The sequence below is a fragment of the Desulfogranum aggregans genome, from assembly GCF_055398265.1.
In genome coordinates this window covers 1,832,902-1,850,065 of the sequence record NZ_AP042447.1, presented here as the reverse complement: position 1 = coordinate 1,850,065, position 17,164 = coordinate 1,832,902, and the positions used below count along the sequence as shown (strand labels likewise).

Annotated in this window: 13 protein-coding genes; 7 read left to right on the top strand and 6 right to left on the bottom strand. The window is 46.4% G+C overall.

Annotated features, from left to right (window positions below):
* Positions 1–737: 737 nt before the first annotated feature.
* Positions 738–1,505: an acyl-CoA dehydratase activase gene (locus ACZ52Z_RS08415; protein WP_464270288.1), complete on the bottom strand. Its 768-nt coding sequence runs from the start codon at positions 1,503–1,505 to the stop codon at positions 738–740.
* 9 nt (positions 1,506–1,514) lie between these two features.
* Positions 1,515–2,792, bottom strand: coding sequence for a double-cubane-cluster-containing anaerobic reductase (locus ACZ52Z_RS08410; RefSeq protein ID WP_464270287.1), 1,278 nt, complete (start codon positions 2,790–2,792; stop codon positions 1,515–1,517).
* A gap of 847 nt (positions 2,793–3,639) precedes the next feature.
* Here ACZ52Z_RS08410 and ACZ52Z_RS08405 point away from each other — a divergent pair.
* The 3 genes from ACZ52Z_RS08405 to ACZ52Z_RS08395 all read left to right on the top strand — a co-directional run bounded on the left by ACZ52Z_RS08405 (position 3,640) and on the right by ACZ52Z_RS08395 (position 5,337).
* Positions 3,640–3,969, top strand: coding sequence for a YegP family protein (locus tag ACZ52Z_RS08405; protein WP_464270286.1), 330 nt, complete (start codon positions 3,640–3,642; stop codon positions 3,967–3,969).
* 979 nt (positions 3,970–4,948) lie between these two features.
* Positions 4,949–5,203: a WGR domain-containing protein gene (locus tag ACZ52Z_RS08400; protein WP_464270285.1), complete on the top strand. Its 255-nt coding sequence runs from the start codon at positions 4,949–4,951 to the stop codon at positions 5,201–5,203.
* Positions 5,203–5,337, top strand: a complete 135-nt coding sequence (locus tag ACZ52Z_RS08395; protein WP_464270284.1) for a DUF7673 family protein — start codon at positions 5,203–5,205, stop codon at positions 5,335–5,337. Before ACZ52Z_RS08400 ends, ACZ52Z_RS08395 begins: the two co-directional genes overlap by 1 nt.
* On the opposite strand, the gene ACZ52Z_RS08390 is transcribed toward ACZ52Z_RS08395, so the two are convergent.
* On the bottom strand, positions 5,327–5,491 hold the full coding sequence (locus ACZ52Z_RS08390; protein ID WP_464270837.1) for a hypothetical protein: 165 nt from the start codon (positions 5,489–5,491) through the stop codon (positions 5,327–5,329). The two genes, ACZ52Z_RS08395 and ACZ52Z_RS08390, sit on opposite strands and share 11 nt — an antisense overlap.
* Positions 5,492–5,775: 284 nt before the next feature.
* On the opposite strand from ACZ52Z_RS08390, the gene ACZ52Z_RS08385 reads away from it, so the two are divergent.
* Together ACZ52Z_RS08385 and ACZ52Z_RS08380 are read left to right on the top strand one after the other, a co-directional pair.
* On the top strand, positions 5,776–6,030 hold the full coding sequence (locus ACZ52Z_RS08385) for a FitA-like ribbon-helix-helix domain-containing protein (protein ID WP_464270776.1): 255 nt from the start codon (positions 5,776–5,778) through the stop codon (positions 6,028–6,030).
* The gene (locus ACZ52Z_RS08380; RefSeq protein WP_464270283.1) at positions 6,027–6,446 is read left to right on the top strand and encodes a PIN domain-containing protein; all 420 of its coding nucleotides are present in this window, start codon (positions 6,027–6,029) and stop codon (positions 6,444–6,446) included. Before ACZ52Z_RS08385 ends, ACZ52Z_RS08380 begins: the two co-directional genes overlap by 4 nt.
* Before the next feature lie 84 nt (positions 6,447–6,530).
* Here ACZ52Z_RS08380 and ACZ52Z_RS08375 read toward each other — a convergent pair whose 3' ends face one another.
* Positions 6,531–7,049 carry a dihydrofolate reductase family protein gene (locus tag ACZ52Z_RS08375; protein ID WP_464270282.1) on the bottom strand — a complete coding sequence of 173 codons (519 nt, stop codon included), beginning with the start codon at positions 7,047–7,049 and terminating at the stop codon, positions 6,531–6,533.
* 585 nt (positions 7,050–7,634) lie between these two features.
* Here ACZ52Z_RS08375 and ACZ52Z_RS08370 point away from each other — a divergent pair.
* A complete protein-coding gene (locus tag ACZ52Z_RS08370; protein WP_464270281.1) occupies positions 7,635–8,783 on the top strand; it encodes a Fic family protein in 1,149 nt (382 codons plus the stop codon).
* A 709-nt stretch (positions 8,784–9,492) separates the two neighbouring features.
* On the opposite strand, the gene ACZ52Z_RS08365 is transcribed toward ACZ52Z_RS08370, so the two are convergent.
* Positions 9,493–11,016 carry an IS5 family transposase gene (locus tag ACZ52Z_RS08365; protein WP_464270280.1) on the bottom strand — a complete coding sequence of 508 codons (1,524 nt, stop codon included), beginning with the start codon at positions 11,014–11,016 and terminating at the stop codon, positions 9,493–9,495.
* Between the two features lie 240 nt (positions 11,017–11,256).
* Positions 11,257–12,654, bottom strand: coding sequence for a Fic family protein (locus ACZ52Z_RS08360; RefSeq protein WP_464270279.1), 1,398 nt, complete (start codon positions 12,652–12,654; stop codon positions 11,257–11,259).
* 625 nt (positions 12,655–13,279) lie between these two features.
* Between ACZ52Z_RS08360 and ACZ52Z_RS08355 the strand changes: the two genes are divergently transcribed.
* Positions 13,280–16,873 carry a PAS domain S-box protein gene (locus ACZ52Z_RS08355; RefSeq protein WP_464270278.1) on the top strand — a complete coding sequence of 1,198 codons (3,594 nt, stop codon included), beginning with the start codon at positions 13,280–13,282 and terminating at the stop codon, positions 16,871–16,873.
* Positions 16,874–17,164: the final 291 nt, after the last annotated feature.

Below are 17,164 nucleotides of genomic sequence, written 5' to 3'. Positions count from 1 at the left end.
GTCAGGTTTCAATAGGGGGAATCCCCCTGTTCCACTCGTACTCCTGTTGATCAGCGTCGAAGTTTGACCCCTTTCAGCTTTGAATTTTCCCTCGTGCTCGGCGAAGGGCTGCATATTTTTTCTCTTAAAAGTATATTTATTTTAATTGGTTAGGATCGTTAAAAGAGAAAAGATGCTCAAGTCAAAAGAGTCAGCTTTGGATGCTAATGGGGGCAATGTAGCAAGCTGTTAGACAGCGCTGTTCGTAGAGCGGATAGCGGAGCTGAAATGCGAAAACCCTGGTCACAGATCAGGCGTGTTGCGTCTCAAATAGGGCAACGGAGTTCGCCACCCCGGGCCACAGTTTTTACAAATTAAATGAGCTGCCCAAGGGGGAGAAGAAGATACTGAGTAGCCTTGCAACCAGCTGACTTGAAATGGTTTTCTGCATAAAAACTGTTAAAAACGGTACTGCAATTACGTAGGCACACGCGAAAAACAGCGCCCTTTGCCAAGGCCTGCGGGAGCTTGCCTAGCGCCGAGGTGTTGATTTTGGATTTTAAACCCCAGGCTTAATGCTGGTTGAGCAGGGAACTGCTAAACATCTGATAGTGCCAGCAACAGATAATGTAGCATTTCAAGACCTGACACCGGGACCGAATTCCTGGTAGGAGGTGCTGTAAGAGGGGTGGTGAAAAAGTGACACCTCGGATAGATGTGCTATCCGAGGTGTTTCCTGATAATCAAATATATAAAAACTATCCTACGGTGGTCGAACCAGCCTTCTGAGCAAGGAGCGCAGCTCCAAATGCTCCCGTAGACTGTGGGTCTTCGGGGATAAGGACTTGGCGGCCCAGTTTCTCGGAGAGCAGTGCAACCATGCAGGGATTTTTTGCAACCCCTCCTGTGAAGACGATTTTTCCTTCTGTGGACACCCGGTTAATCATCCCCGCAGCCCTTCGCACTACGCTGTCGTGTAATCCTCTGGCAATTTCCCTTGGATTTTCACCTCTTGCAATCAGTGATGTGACCTCGGATTCTGCAAATACAGTGCACATGCTTGAAATGTTAAGTTCTTTTTCTGATAAAAGAGCTTCGTTTCCAAAATCACTAATATCAAAACCAAGGCTTTTGGCCATTATTTCAAGAAATTTTCCTGTGCCGGCGGCGCATCGATCGTTCATCTCAAACTTTTTTACACTGCCGTTATCCCGTAAGGAAATTGCTTTGCTGTCCTGACCTCCAATATCAAGAATTGTGTGGACGCCTGGAAAACTAGCCCATGCGCCTGTCGCATGGGCCTTTATTTCCGTCACCGTAGACGCATCAAACGAAACTTCAAAAAGGCTGCGTCCATAGCCTGTGGCGAGAATATGGTCATATTCTACCTCGGTGATCATTTTTTTAGCCTCGGAGATTGGATCAAAGCCTGTATCCGCCTGCAAGGAATTCACCTTCTTGCCGGATTCATCAATCACAACAAGTTCAATGGATCTGGAGCCTATGTCTATTCCAGCGTAGCGCATAATGTATTCCTAACTGAGTTGCTCAACAAATGCCTCCACCCGAGTTTTCAATTGCCCCATATCTTCCATAGAATAGTCAGTTTCAATTCGTAGGCAGGGAATGCCTTTGTCTTCCAGGCTTTTCTCTACAGGAATCGCTTCCATGAGATATGGTTGGCAGAATTGCAAACCGTAATGGATCACGCCGTCAGCATTATAGGTTCTTGCCATCTCTTCAATATGCATTAAGCGGTCATTGTTTGGGGTAAAGATGGCACAATCGACTTTGAAGTACCTCTCAACAAGGGCTTCGATCATGTCATCGACACTTGGTGCAGAATTGTCTACCAGGTTTCTGGTACCTCGTTCGCCCACACAGGACTCCTCGCCAACGATAACACCACCTGAAGTTTCAACAATGAGGGGCAGTTTCCAATTTGGCACTGCCATCGGACAGCCGGATATCAGAATTCTTGGCCTGCTCTTTTCAAAGGCACCTGTTTTATCTGCGATTCGTTTTTCAAGCTCGTCGCAGATTTTATTTACTGATTCTGTAAATCGTGCAGGATTATCGTAAAAGAAGACCTGATTGACAAGCAAGGCATCAAGGCCGGAAATGGGAACAGGGTCAGCTTTACGCAGGATTGACAGCCTATGCACTGCTGCGCGTTTGGCATTGACTGTTTTTGTTGCCTCTTTCAGTAACTCGGCAGTGATTTGTACTCCGGTAAGTTCTTCTACCGCTTCTTTGAAACGAATAAATTCAGCTTTGAGCAGTTCTCTACCGTTTGCAGATTTTACTTGCGGCAGGTCCATGACATAAAGGTTGTCGACCATCCCGCCCAAGGTCTCATAGGCCTTCTTTTTACCGTCGCAGGTGTTTTCTCCAACGATCATGTCAGCACTTTCAAGATACGGACAGACTTTGCCGATCTTAAAACCAAATGAGGATTTGATAAGCGCACAGGTGTTGCGCGGAAGCAGCTTTTCCACTTCTTCCATGGCAAAGTCGGCTCCCGAACAGAGGCCAACCAGTGTGGCATTTGCTGCAAGGGCGATCTCTTCAGGCACGAAAACGCAATAGGAGCCGATAATTTTTCTGCCCGAGGCTTTTTCATCAAGCAGTTCTTTGATACGAAGGCCATGAACCTCGCTCATTACAAAGTCAAAATAGCCCATACCCTCCGGCCGATCCTTCTGGGCCATATAGATATCACCATATGCTGCTCCAAGTACTCCAAGCAGTGCATCATGACCTTCCAAATCAAGCCCCAAATCCGTCCACATTTGTGTGTAATCTTCGCCCATTTTCTTCGTTCCTTAGTTTGTAAAACAGAATTATCAATGGTGCTGTCGTTATGTGCAGGGTGGTTGAAAACGAGCAGGTTTATCCATTGACCTCAGTATAATTGCCGTAAATATAAAAGGATATTTGCACATCTGTCCAAATGGAAAAAACAATAAAAGCAATTATTGAAATAGAAGATGTCTATGGGCGGAGGCGTTTTGTAAAGCCCTTCGGTTTTCTTCCTCAAGCACCATTTCAATGGGGGTAAAGGTCCTGCGATGCAATCTCAACAGATCATTTTTGCTTGCAAAACTTGATGGCTCAGTTTGAAGGATAGTAGACACAGATTGCTTGCAGGCGTGTACGTTAATTCTTTGACTGGCCCAGCAGACCAATTTTGTCTATGACAGCTCATTTGTGGTCATGGATGAGGGGGGGGATACCGTTGTACCATCTGCAAAGTTCTGCGGCCAAGGCAGGTGGTGGAAGCGTCTGTAAAAGCACAAAAAAAGGCTTTATCCTTGAAATTAAAGGATAAAGCCTTGTTTTTTTATGGTGCCGAAGGGGAGAGTCGAACTCCCACGAGGGAACCCTCACTAGACCCTGAACCTAGGTTTATTTGTAATTATTTATCTGTTTTAATGTAGAAAAATTGAGTTTTTTTAATTTTTGCTCCATTTTTGCTCCATTTTTGCTCCATTTTAATTCAGGTTGTCATTAGTACGTTTTTATACCCATGGCCAGAGCTTGAGGACTATGTATTTCCCAAATGTTTACAGCAGGTCCGCAAACCAGGTATTATCATCCTATTGAATGATACGATTGTGGTCTCAACAACAAGTATTGATAAACATTAAGAGGTGCATCATGGCTGGTAAATTCGAACTGTACAAAGACAAGAGCGGCCAATTTCGTTTCCGTCTGAAAGCAGGTAATGGGGAAAATATTGGATCGTCTGAAGCGTATACAACGAAAGCAGCTGCTCAGAAGGGGATTGATTCAGTCAAGAAGAATGCCGCTGAAGCAACCCTCTATGATTTTAAGGAAGGCAAAAACGGTAAACACTATTTCAATCTCAAAGCCAAAAACCACCAAGTTATTCTCAGTTCACAGGGATATGCGTCAGCAAGTGGTGCAAGGTCAGGTGCCAAGGCGGTTGAAAAAGCTGCTCCTGAGGCAAAGGTGGTTGAGGTTTAACTTTTGTAGCTTGGGTTTGACCGGTCAGTTTTCGGCCCTTTTAAAGAGTCTGTCAGGTCAAGTTCAGCCTACCATCATTTTTTCTTTCCTGATTACTTCCTCTCTCTTGGTGGAATTGAATCACAGTGTCTCGCATTCGTTCAAAAATGTTGATAGCTCGTTCTTTGTCTATGGCGCCAGACTCTACCATCGAGCATAGACCCAGCCGTAAGGCATAGAGTGAATAGATGGCATCATCATCTGGATGCTTTTCGAGGAGGGCATGCCACTCGTGCCAGCTTGATTCATCTGTGCAGTAATTGTCGTCCCCAGGCTCATCGTTCGGTTCGGCATTCACTGGCAACGGGAATGTGGTGATTACGATCAGGGATGCTACGAGAAGCAAGTGTTTCATCTTGGATTTATGTAAAAGAGGGGTGGCGGATATGGAGTATGAAGGAAGTGCCACGGTACTGTGAGCAAAAGTTGTCTACACTGGTGCTGGCAGCAACACTGTGGCACAAGATTATTGTAGCGATCCATTTTTCATATGGCAAACAGGTTGACGTCATAATGAGATTTTAAGTAGCTGGCACCATGTAACCCGTATTTTCCTTCTCTGAGTGTGTCAACAGGTAACCACCTTTCCAGCAAAAGCTTTTTCTAAAATTTACCCGCCATATCCTTTACGGATTTTCCGATTATAAATCAGATTGGACCTGTTTTTTCGTAATAACTTGTTTGTTTCTATTATTCGCTATCTTTTGCTAATGCTTGATATATCGATATTTTAAGTTGATCGGTGCTGTTGAGAGTGTTACGAGTTATAGAGACTCTGTCATCGTTGCTGGCAGTAAATTATGAATTCAATAATTCATTTTTTCATTAATATCCTAGTGGTTGATTTACCCAGGTTACGGTTCGCTGGAGCTTGGATTGGGGAAAAAGGTAGGGGGTAGCTGAAAATAGCAAGGAGCCTTTAATGCGGAGAGGTTGAGGGATGATTTGTCAAACGAGGATATATTTCGAGTGTGTTATCCCTGAACGAAATAAACGAGCTTTCTATAATTTAATCGCTGGTCGAGACCTTTTTGGATGCATTGTCATTCGACATTGGGGCAGAATCGGCACCCGAGGACAACCAAAACTAACCCAGCGTTTCCTCGATGAAGGCGCGATGATGAAAGAGTTTGAACGGGTGCGTAAAGAACGCTTCAAGCATCAATATAAACCAGTCAGAATCTGGTCTGGGTAATGGCTGTAAAGCGAGAAAGATACCGATTAGCTGTAGAAACTTTGGTGAAAGCAGCGCAGAATGACACAAGCGGCAGTAGAGCGGCGGCACAGGTGTTGTTGTCGGCTTTCAATGGAGAGGCCTTCACAGCTTAATGTCGTTGACCTGGGTTTTTTGGATATGGGTCATTTTTATGATGCAATACTTGTTATTCAGGGAAGAATAGAACTGGGGGTGGAGCCCCAGAATTGTATCGATGATGGTTGTCGAATTTTCAGTGACCTGTGGAAGCAATGGGATGAGTACCATGTCGCCAACCGAGGAAAGATGTCGTGTGATTGTTCCCGGGAGCAATCTAAATTCTGAAATACTTGTAATTGGTATTTGGCCTGCCTTTGAAAGTCTTGAGTTTTTAATTGGTTGATGATGAAATATCATCGGTTGCAGTTTTTTTAAAAATGGTTCGACGTCCTAAACGTGAAACAGGGTAGCGGTTGGGCTAAGCTATTCCGATCTGTGAAAAGTAGGCTTGCGACGGTTGCTTGCATTATGTTAAAATGCAAGCAAATAAAGCATGGGGTAAAGGTGAAATCATGCCGTCAATCACTGTCAGAAACGTACCGGATGAGGTGCATCGCGCTCTGCGGGTTAGAGCCGCAAAGCATGGCCGAAGCGCCGAAGCTGAAATTCGTGAGATATTGGAAAATGCCGTCCAGCCAGAAGGAAGGGTAAAACTTGGCTCACTGCTTGCTCGCATTGGTCGTAAAATCAACTTGACCGATGATGAGTTTACGATTTTTGAGCAGAGCCGAGATAAAGCTCCAGCGAAACCGATGGATTTTGAATGATACTCTTAGATACAAATGTAATTTCGGAACCGTTGCGTCGCGCCCCTGAGGCCCGTGTTATTGACTGGATTGATGCACAATCACTAGAAACACTATATTTATCAGCTATCACTGTCGCTGAACTGCGTTTTGGAGTTGCAAGCCTTCCAGCTGGAAAGCGACGAGATGAACTGCATACCAGTATTGAAAATCAACTTCTGCCGTTGTTTTCAGGACGTGTGCGTCCGTTTGATGTGGCCTGCACGGCTGTTTACGCTGAGCTCATGGCAAAAGCAAAATCTACCGGTTTAGCGATTGCAGCAGCAGGTGGATATATTGCGGCTATTGCGGCTGCTAACCGATTTAGCGTCGCGACAAGAGACGTCAGCCCATTCCAAGCAGCGGGTATCAACGTTATCAACCCTTGGGTTGATTAACAGTAATTACCTCAACGAATAGTGCTGGCAGATATTCAGCCCTTTGATATAACGAATAAGGTTAACTACGCGAGCATTGCGTTGTTATCCCTCTAATTTAACAACCTCATATCGTAAGCGAAGTGTATTTTCATTCAAGGGCTTATATTCTAAAAGTTTCAGTTGGGGGAACTCGATAGTGTCACCAAACATAGGGGTGCCTTCACCAAAGGCAACCGGCTGTAAGTCAATAACGATGTAGTCAATAAGTCCCTCGCTCATATAAGTACGTGCGACAGTGCGGCCTCCACCTATAATAGCCTCTTCAACCCCTGCCTCCTCTAAAATTTTTAACGCTTCTTCAGGAGATTTTGCTTGTTGCCAACCAGAATCGGCCAAATCTAGGTCTTTGGAAGAAAGAACAACTTTGTATTCCGGATGCAGAGCCGCACCCATTTCCGGGTTGTTCACCTGTTCGAAAGAACTACGCCCTGCAATGACGTTTCCAGTATCATTTACTAAAGAGCACCAATCTTCCCACGCGCCCTCTGGGAAGAGAGGTATACCCTGCTTGTCAGCGATCATCCCGTCAATTGAAACTGAAAGAAAAAGTGTTGTTTTCATAATACTCCCCAAAGGAAATAACGCCGCGGTCGAAAAGCCTTAATTAAGCCGTCATTGACAACGGCTCGTAGTTGGATGGGTTAGTGGAAGAAATTGCGAAACGAGCGATCTCAAAATTACATTATTGCCGACAGATCGATTGTCAAGCATGTGTTTAATTGTTAACCGCATCTTTGCTAGAGGTGTCTGAACTTTAGGCTGTTCCTGTGCAGATACAGTTTTACCTTTCTGGAGAATAAAAATATCGGTCGGTAGTTGATTTTGAAGGAAACAGGAAGAATGTAAAATCAGTGGCAATGCTCTGTGTTTAGAACTGCTAGTTCTAATCTTCGATCTGTTTTTGTACGATTCTGTTGTGGCATAAATCAATTGCACCTTAAAGTGCTACCTGAGAACGGCAACCGAGATAATAATTTCCCCGCTCGATTAAAGGAAAATATCAAAAGTTAAGAGTATTCCTTTGCTGCTTCGAAGCAGGGGCCGTTTGCGGTGATTAAGGCTACTATTCACCGCATGATTTGCGTTTTTGATACCCTTTGCGGCAAATATTCTATATAATCACCGCATATGATACGGAGATTATGCATGTGGATTTATGAAGAGAAAGACTGGCCAAATTTTACTTGGGACGATCAAACCCTTGCGTTGTTGCTCGCCGATGCTCGGCACCGGCAGGGGCGTTTACTGGGTAAGATGGAGGCGTTAGGTTTCCCGATCAGACAGGAGGCCAGCCTGAATATCCTCACAACTGATGTTGTAAACTCGTCAGCTATAGAGGGCGAAAAACTTGATACTGATGAAGTCCGATCTTCTATTGCTCGAAGATTAGGTATTCCGCTACAAAACAACAAGTCTGTCGGTCGCGATGTTGAAGGCATTGTTGAGATGATGTTGGATGCGACACAAAATTTCAATCAGGCTTTGACAGAGGAACGTCTGTTCGACTGGCATGCGGCTTTGTTTCCGACAGGTCGAAGCGGTATACATCGTATCACCGTTGGTGCTTGGCGACCAGCAGAAGCGGGCCCGATGCAGGTTGTGTCTGGTCCAATAGGGCATGAAACGGTGCACTATGAAGCGCCGGAGGCATCCAGGCTTGATGCGGAAATGGCGAAGTTTCTCTCGTGGTTCGAAACTGACTTGAGGCTGGACCCGGTGCTTAAAGCGGGTATTGCCCATTTATGGTTTGTCACTATTCACCCATTTGAAGACGGCAATGGACGAATTGCTCGTGCAATTGCGGATATGGCTCTGGCAAGGGCAGATGGAACATCCAGTCGTTTCTATTCTATGTCCAGACAAATTGAGAAGGAACGCAAAGCATACTACACACAGCTTGAGAGACAGCAAAAAGGTAATGTCGATATTACCTCTTGGTTGTCATGGTTTTTGAACTGTTTTTCGCATGCTGTTGATAATGCAGAAGATACACTGTCCTTGGTCCTATTTAAGGCGGAACTGTGGAACCGGGTCAATTTTGACCCAGTGAATGAACGACAGCGCCTTATTATAAATCGCATGCTCGATAATTTTAAGGGACACATGACCACATCGAAATATGCCAAGTGCGCCAAATGTTCATCGGACACTGCACTTAGGGATATACGAGAACTCGTCACCCGGCATATTCTAATTCAAAATCCGGGCGGAGGACGAAGTACAAGTTACCGTCTGATCACGGCAAAAGAACTGGAACAATTTGGTGATGAGGTGGCAAGAAAAAATCGAAAGTAAAGGACTTTAGGCTACGGTTTGATATATATAGTGCCTGTAAGTTAGGTTGCCTGCGGCCACCTGACAAGCAGCATCTTAACCCGTGGCCGATGGCAATCTAACTGTAGGTGACCATTGATAAGGTTAAGCAAATGGAAAATTATTTTGGATTGACCTTCTTGATTGTCTATTTTGGAAATAACTCCTGATGAAGGTAAATTGAACCGGATTTTAGTGCCGAAAACGGCAGTAGGTAGGTAATTTGAGGTATAATTTAACCTTACCAGTCATTTCTGCAGAACATTAAACTACCTCAGAAATGTCTACCTTAAATCCCGTTCTCAGGGTGAAAGAAACGGCACATTATTTCTTTTTCTTGTATTCTCGGTGACACGATAATATTACCTGACAGAGTGCCTCACCACTTGTTTTTGTGTTGGAAGCATGATGGTGGTCCCTCCAATGATCATGGAAATGGAGTAACATTTTTGGGAAGATATGGAGTTGAAGACCGACTCGTCAGTATCGGTCATAAACAGGAAACATCTTCAACCGGAGTAGCCGGCTTGACTACTCACCTTCGTACTGGCAATGTTAATGCCGGTAATCAACCACAGAACTTAACGGATTCTTTGGTAAGGTAAAGTCAGTAATTGCTCCATTTCTGGGCAATTCCAATGAAATATTTCCTCCTACCCTCACAATCTACCTAGGGTTTGCTGAACAACGATTAACCACTTGCGGCTTCGATGGCTTTAAACCCGGCCAAAAGGCAAGAAAGTTTATGAGGCGTCCACCAAACATTCGCAAATCGAGCTTTTGTTCTTTGAAAAAATAATAAAACGACGATGGCCAGCCACCGTTTCAGGTTCATTACCAAGAAACTGATCATGATTGCGGTTTCACTGGTACATGACAGCTTGGTCATGATCCGGTTCAAACTATAGCGGCGTTTGCCTTGACCGAACTTGCCCTCAACCGCATTTCTGTCAATTTCATCCTGCCTGGCCTGCTGTTTTGCTGCTTGGAGTGCTTTGGCATTTTCCTGGGTCACTTTTGGCGGTCGGCCAAGCCTGGGGCCAGACAATCGAATCTGGTGGTGCTTGCAATATCGGCGGTTTTCGCGGTTACGATAAATTTTATCGGCATGCACCGATTCCGGGTAGCAACCATATCGCGTACGATACGCCTCGATTTGAGCAATAAGGTCACAACTTTCATTGTAGTTGTCCCAACTGATATGGTCGACAAAGCTGATGCCGTGCACAAGGCTGATACTGATTTTGGCCCCGAACTCAGTGTCAGCAGCAGCTTTACCACGCTTGATCGGTCGAACATGCGGTTGACTAATGCTGACAATACGGTCATCAATACGATGACTGCGGTTCTCGTACATCCACTGTTGTTGGCGGTATACCTCAGAAATCACCAGCAGCTCTTTATAATGGCGACGGCCGAGCAGTGTAAATCCTCGATGCTCACCAAGTTGATCAATGGAGTTGAGATTGCGCCGCAGATACCCTAATTGCCGACGGAGGCACTTTCGAATCTTTTTGCGACTCATCCGCTTGTCTTTGGCAATAGACAAAAATTGTCTTCTGGCTCGTTGACGGTAGGTGCGCGGCTTCTTATATCCTCGTCCTCTGGCTTCATGCAGGATATCAATGATCTGCTCACTCTTCTCACGGGCCTTGTTGAGGAGTTTGATATCGGTGGGATAGGTGATATCCGCAGGAGCACATGTGGCATCCACCAGCAACTGGCCGCTGTTGCGAGATGGTTTTTGGTCGCTCGTCGTCTCGGTATCGGTTCCTGGGGGTGTTTGGCCGGATGCCGGTGGGTCCTGATCTCCGTGCATCTTCTCTGCAATGGCATTGTTGACCTCGCTCAACACATCTGCTGGAAAGCGTTTACGGAAATGGACAAACATGGAGGCGTCAAACGGTGGCATGGTGATGAAGGACTTGAGCCCGCAAAAGTACTGCAGATACGGATTTTCCGTGATCTGCTCAACGCATAATCTGTCACTGACACCTAGTTCTTCTTTGATGATCAGTGCGGCGAGGGCCATTCTCACAGAGAGAGCCGGGTGCCCGGTACCGGATTTCGAGAAATTTTCCCTATAGCGTTCTTCGAACTGCACCCAGGGGATCAAGGCAGCTAATTTTACCCATTTGTTGTCAGGTGCCAGCTCTCCGTGAAAGGGTAGAGAAAATTCAGGGAGTTCGAGCTGCTTCTGATTATGCTTGTACATGGTGTTACTGTCGGAAGGTGCAAGGGTTTTGGAAGGTGTCAGCCGTTTTCTGTGCACTTACGACGCCGATTATACTATTTTTTAAACACAAATTCATGGTCTTGCTTGTTGCTCAGCAAGCCCTACCTACGCAATAAATTCTGTTTCTTCATTTGACATTGCCAGTTATCTTTTTAAGATAATGTGTATTAGCATTTTGGACGGTGTAAACTCTATTTTCCATTTTTAGATTGTCTCCTCTTAACGCCAAGCTTCTTTCCAACCCAAGAAATCCAATGGGCGTAATCCGTAACGGGCGAAATTCCCCTCATGCAGGTTGCTGAGTTCTGTCTCAACCACTTCAATAAAACGTGATTGATCATTGGATGGAATCTCTTTTTCAGACCATTTGGCTATCCATTGAATGGCTTTACGTTTATCCATACAATTTTTCACGACCTCTGCCACGAGATTTTTTATTTGCAGACGGTATCGCAACCTAAAAGGATCGGGTTCACCAAGAGACTGTCGAATCGCAGAATAACGTGCACATGATCGTTGATAGGCCCAGATATAGACATCACGTAACAGATCAACCCGGTTGAGCTCATAAACAGCCACTGTACCATCAATGTAAGCCTGCCCTGGCACATCGAGGAATGAGAGAGGACAGAGATTCCGGTGAAGCAGCGAGATATTTGCGGCAAGTCGGGAAACACGTTTATTTACATCGAGAAACGGCTGCAAATATGGGAGATGTACCATTGCAAAAAAGGACTGTTCGAATGGATCCTCTATTTCTGATGCAAGGGTTAGGATTTGTTCGAAGCATTCCTCTATCAGCTGGGGTATTTCCAAGGGATGATAGACTGACCCGCCAATCATTACCGGGACTGCTCTCAATCGACCACATGCATGTGGGTCTGCCAGAAGATTGTTGGACAACAAGGCATGCAGGTTAAGAATGGTGTATTTGTTGAAACCCACCTCGTCGGCCTGTTCCACAACAAGTTCGATTGCGTCTTTGTGGTTGAGGAGCATCTGTGTTTCCGCTGCTTTTTTGCCTTCTGCAGCTTCGCCAAGCTCAAGTAGGCGCTCGGTTTCCAAAAGCGAATAAGTATTCCCTTCCAATCTGCTCGAGTTCCATGAGAGATCGACTAATAGACGATTGAATATCTGCCGTGCATAGGTTCCGGCTATTCTCAGCTCTTCCGGCGAACGGCCAACTTCGTAAAGCTGCTGTCGATTTTCTTCGGTAAGATAGAATGTATTGTTCGGCCGGTATGAATCAAGAAAAGTGCGATTATATCCTACAGGTTGGCGGCGGTGGATAGGCTTTCGAATAGCCTTTTTACTTTCTTCGCCTTCAGGGGATAATGGAATATATGCTTCCTGACTGTCAACCAATACATCGGATTCCTTTTCTAGATTTGCCTTACCGGTGAGGCCAGGCAAACACCGATATCGACTGGCCCTCGCCAGCCCCTCTTTTATGAGGCGTTTTTGTTCTACAAGTAGTGCCAGACGCCTTTGCAAGGTCCGACGAGGCACTCTACCTTCAAGAGCGGAGGAGATTTCTTCAATGCCAGCCCCGTTAGGGAAGATGGCCACTATTTTGACAATGCTATCTAGGTCGCTTTGAGAGATTTTTTTTGGCATAGTTCGTTTATTATGGCGCGATTGAAAAAATCACGCCACAATAATTCACTCTTCCGGCGTAAATAACTATCGTGCCATTTTATTTGGCGCAATTCCGGCCTGATCAAACCGTTGCCTTACAATATCCATGCTTCTTACAGAAAAATATCTTTGGTTGCCTTGATACTGCAGCTGCTCCATTTCTGGCCATTTTCGAGTAACTAGCCACTTCAATAACAGGAAACATATCAAGTTGAGGCATGTGAATGGATTTGTGACCTTCGACTTGCCAATATCAAGCTCATAGAGGGTATTGAAGTTGAGGAACGATCATTTCTATATGCATCGTTGGCTTGTCATTTCCCAGGAGGAAAAATCCGCCGATCTGAATATCTACAGGAATAAGATCTACCGACCGCTCTAGGCATTTGATAAACTTTCCAGAAGACAACACTTCCCCCAGGTTACGTGGAAGGCGGTCGGGACAGAGGGTATTTTTTTCATAAAATCAAAAGGAACGAGAAGCAACGGCAGCACTCAAACCTTGAAACCTGATATCAAATCGGATAGGTTTGCTAGTCAAAAATTGCGGCCGACCCTGCTGGCCCTTGCTTTCAACAATCCATTATCAGCTGGACATGTAGCCATGCAAGATGCCATCTATCTGGGTTTGATCAATAATGCGGCATTACTGCTGTCGTTGGGTTTGCTCTACGAACTTGCCGGCTTTCGGCTCAAGGACTCCGGCTCGGTTTCTCAACAACTTCTCATCGGTTGCATCCTTGGTGTCATCGGCATCGCCATCATGCTCAATCCATGGAGTTTCGGGCAAGGCGTCCTTTTTGATACCCGCTCCGTGTTGTTATGCATCACCGGGCTCTTTTTCGGCACCATTCCCACGCTCCTGGCCATACTGTTTACCGGTACCTTCCGGATCTTCCTGGGCGGGGGCGGCATTTTTGTCGGCGTCGGCGTCATAATAACCTCCGGTGCTATCGGCCTTGCTTGGCGGCATCTACGAATGCACAAGGGCAAGACACCTTCATTTGCTGAACTATACCTGCTCGGCATCATCGTCCACCTGGCCATGCTGGCCTGGATGCTCATGCTGCCGGTCAAGACCGGTATCGAGGTGCTCAAACACATCAGTGTGCCGGTATTGCTGATCTATCCACTCGCTACCGCGATCCTCGGCAAGCTGATGGAAAATCGGAGGATCCACAAACTCGCTGATCTTAGCCTCAAGCAGAGCGAGGAGAAATTCAGAAGCATTTTCCAGCACCACTCCGCGGTCAAACTGCTGATCGAACCTGACACGGGAAATATAATCGAAGCCAACGAGGCAGCGGGGAAATTCTATGGTTGGTCGACCAGCGAGCTCAAAAAAAAGAACATCACGGATATCAACGATCTTACCTCCGACCAAGTCGCCTCGGAGATGGTCCTGGCCAAAGCGGGCAACCGTAACTACTTCGAATTTCGTCATCATACCGCCTCGGGGGCCTGCAAGGATGTCGAGGTGTATAGCAGCACGGTGAGTATTGACGGTCATAAGTATCTACATTCGATCATACACGACATTACCGCGCGCAAAGAAGCTCAGCGCCAGTTGGCCGAACGCCAGCAGTTTCTCGGGAGCATTATCAAAACAACCGCGGACGGATTCTTGGTCATCGACGCCGCTGGTTTCGTTACCGAAGTCAACGATACCTATTGTTCCATGTCCGGTTTTTCTCGTGAAACATTGGTCGGCAAGCATATTGGCAAACTCGACGCGACAGAGTCGGCAGAGGAGACCAAAGCACGCCTCCAGCACATCAAGCAAAAACAAGCTCTGATCTTCGAATCAACCCATTATCATTCCGACAGAGGCACCTTCCCCGTGGAGATCTCGGTCAGCTACATCGGTGATGAAAACGGCACCTTTGTCTGCTTCTGCCGCGATCTCACAGACCGTAAACAGCAGGAAAAACAGATTGCCGCCCTTGGCGAGATGCTCGATGCCGCACCTGTTGCCGTCTTGCTGCATGACCACGACGGCAGGCTGATCTTTGCCAATCAGGTCGCCTGCACCATGTACGGTTACGAAAGCCGAGCAGCATTTATGAAACGGAACCTCACGGAGTTCATGGTTCCCGAAATGAAAGATTTGTTTTCTCAGCGTATCAAACAAATCTCTGAACAGAACGAGCTACGATTTGAATCCACGCAGGTCGACCGCGACGGAAATCGCTTCCCAGTGGACGTCATGGTTCGGCCGATCGATTGGGAAGGACAGCAGGCCTATCTCGCTATCAATGTCGACATCACCGAGCGTCAAAAAGCACAAGAGGCTATCACGCACAGCAACGAATTGCTGCGCTATATCATTGAACATGCCAACAGCGCCATCGCGATCCATGATCGCGAGCTTCGCTATGTGTACGTCAGCAAGAATTATCTGGAGCAATATAATGTTACCGAAAGCGAGGTGATTGGCAGGAATCATTATGAGGTTTTTCCCGACCTACCGCAGAAGTGGCGTGACGTCCACCAAAAAGCCCTGCAAGGAGAAATATCTGGTTCCGAGCGGGATGCCTATCCACGTGAAGACGGCAGTATCGAATGGACCCGGTGGAGCTGCCTTCCTTGGTTTGAGCCGGACGGTACCATCGGTGGATTCATCGTTTATACGGAGGTGATCACTGATCGTGTACGTGCCGAGGAGGCTTTGCGAGAGAGCGAGGAATATCTGCGGGCTATGATTTCCTCGGCGCCCATGGCAATCATCAGCACCGATGTTGAAGGGGGGGTCCAGAGCTGGAACATAGCTGCTCAGCGTATTTTTGGCTGGAGCGAAGATGAAGTGCGAGGTCAATTACTACCATTCTTTTCTGCTGAGCAGCAGGAAGAGTTTTTCAAGTTGCGTGAACGCGTGATACACGGTGAAACGCTATCAAAAATCGATCAGACAAGAACCAGAAGAGATGGTTCGCTCGTTGAGATTAGCCTCTCCATAGCACCCATTTATGATGTTGCTGGTAAAGTCAACGGTATGCTAGCCATGATCGAAGACATCTCCAGTTACAAGCGGACGAAACAGGAACGGGACGATCTCCAGGCACAGCTGATACAGGTCCAGAAGATGGAATCGATCGGTCGACTTGCCGGTGGCGTTGCGCACGATTACAACAATATGCTCGGGGTCATCCTCGGCTATACCGAAATGGCGCTGGAAAAGCTTTATGAAGACGATCCGCTCCACAAGGATCTCACGGAAGTTCTACAAGCGGCTAAACGATCGGCCGACATTACCAGGCAGCTCCTTGCTTTTTCCAGGCAGCAGACGATTGCGCCCAAGATGTTGGACGTGAACGAGGCGATAGCAAAGCTCAAATCAATGGCCAGACGCCTCATAGGCGAGGATATCGAGATCATCTGGCATCCCGGAAGCGAACTGTGGCCGATCTATATGGATCCGGTCCAATTGGATCAGATTTTAATCAACCTCTGTGTCAACGCCCGAGATGCCATTACCGACGTGGGTACAATTTCAATCGAAACCGACAAAACCACCATCGACGAAGAATATTGTCGAAACCATTTTGACTTCATCCCCGGGGACTTTGTCTTGCTGTCCGTTACTGACAATGGCTGCGGAATGGACCGGCAAACTCGGGACAAACTGTTCGAACCATTTTTTACTACCAAGGCTCGAGGCAAGGGCACCGGGCTCGGTTTGGCCACCGTGTATGGTATCCTCAAACAAAATAATTGTTTTATCAACGTCTATAGTGAACCCGGTCAAGGCTCCACGTTCACCATCTACTTCCCTCGCTATTTGGAAAAAGAATATCCCACCGAATCAAAACCTGCTTTGGTCCATACGATCAATCAGGGGCATGAAACCATCTTACTGCTTGAAGACGAAGAATCGATCCTGAAGATGACCTCCCTTATGCTCAAAAGGCTAGGTTATACGGTGCTGGCCTGCAACACGCCAGGCGAGGCGATCGAGACTGCTGCAAAGCAGCCGATTCATCTCCTTATCACCGATGTGGTAATGCCCGAGATGAATGGTCGCGAGCTATCTGAGTGTTTGAAACAGCACTATCCTGACTTGAAGATACTTTTCATGTCCGGCTACACCGCCAATGTTATCGCTCACCGTGGTGTGCTGGACGAAGGCGTGCACTTCATCCAAAAACCTTTTTCAATGAACGATCTGGGAAGGAAGTTGCGGGAACTTCTGGAAGGCTGACATGTTAATTTTGTCAAAATGGTTCCCGTTAGAATATCGCATCAACTCGGACTGGCAATTTCGCTATTTTTCACAGTAAGCCAGTTATGCAGAATAAGGACTGCTTCACCGGTTTTTAAAGTGGATATGGATAAAAGTTCAGTGGTGCAAACCCCGCTTGAGCCTGATCTTAATGCTAACCTTACCATATCGAAGTTTTGAATATCCTGCCACCACTTGAAGTTGATATTCTTCCTGTATTTCGGAAATAACTCCTGATGAAGGTGAATTGAACCAGTTTTTAGGGCTCTT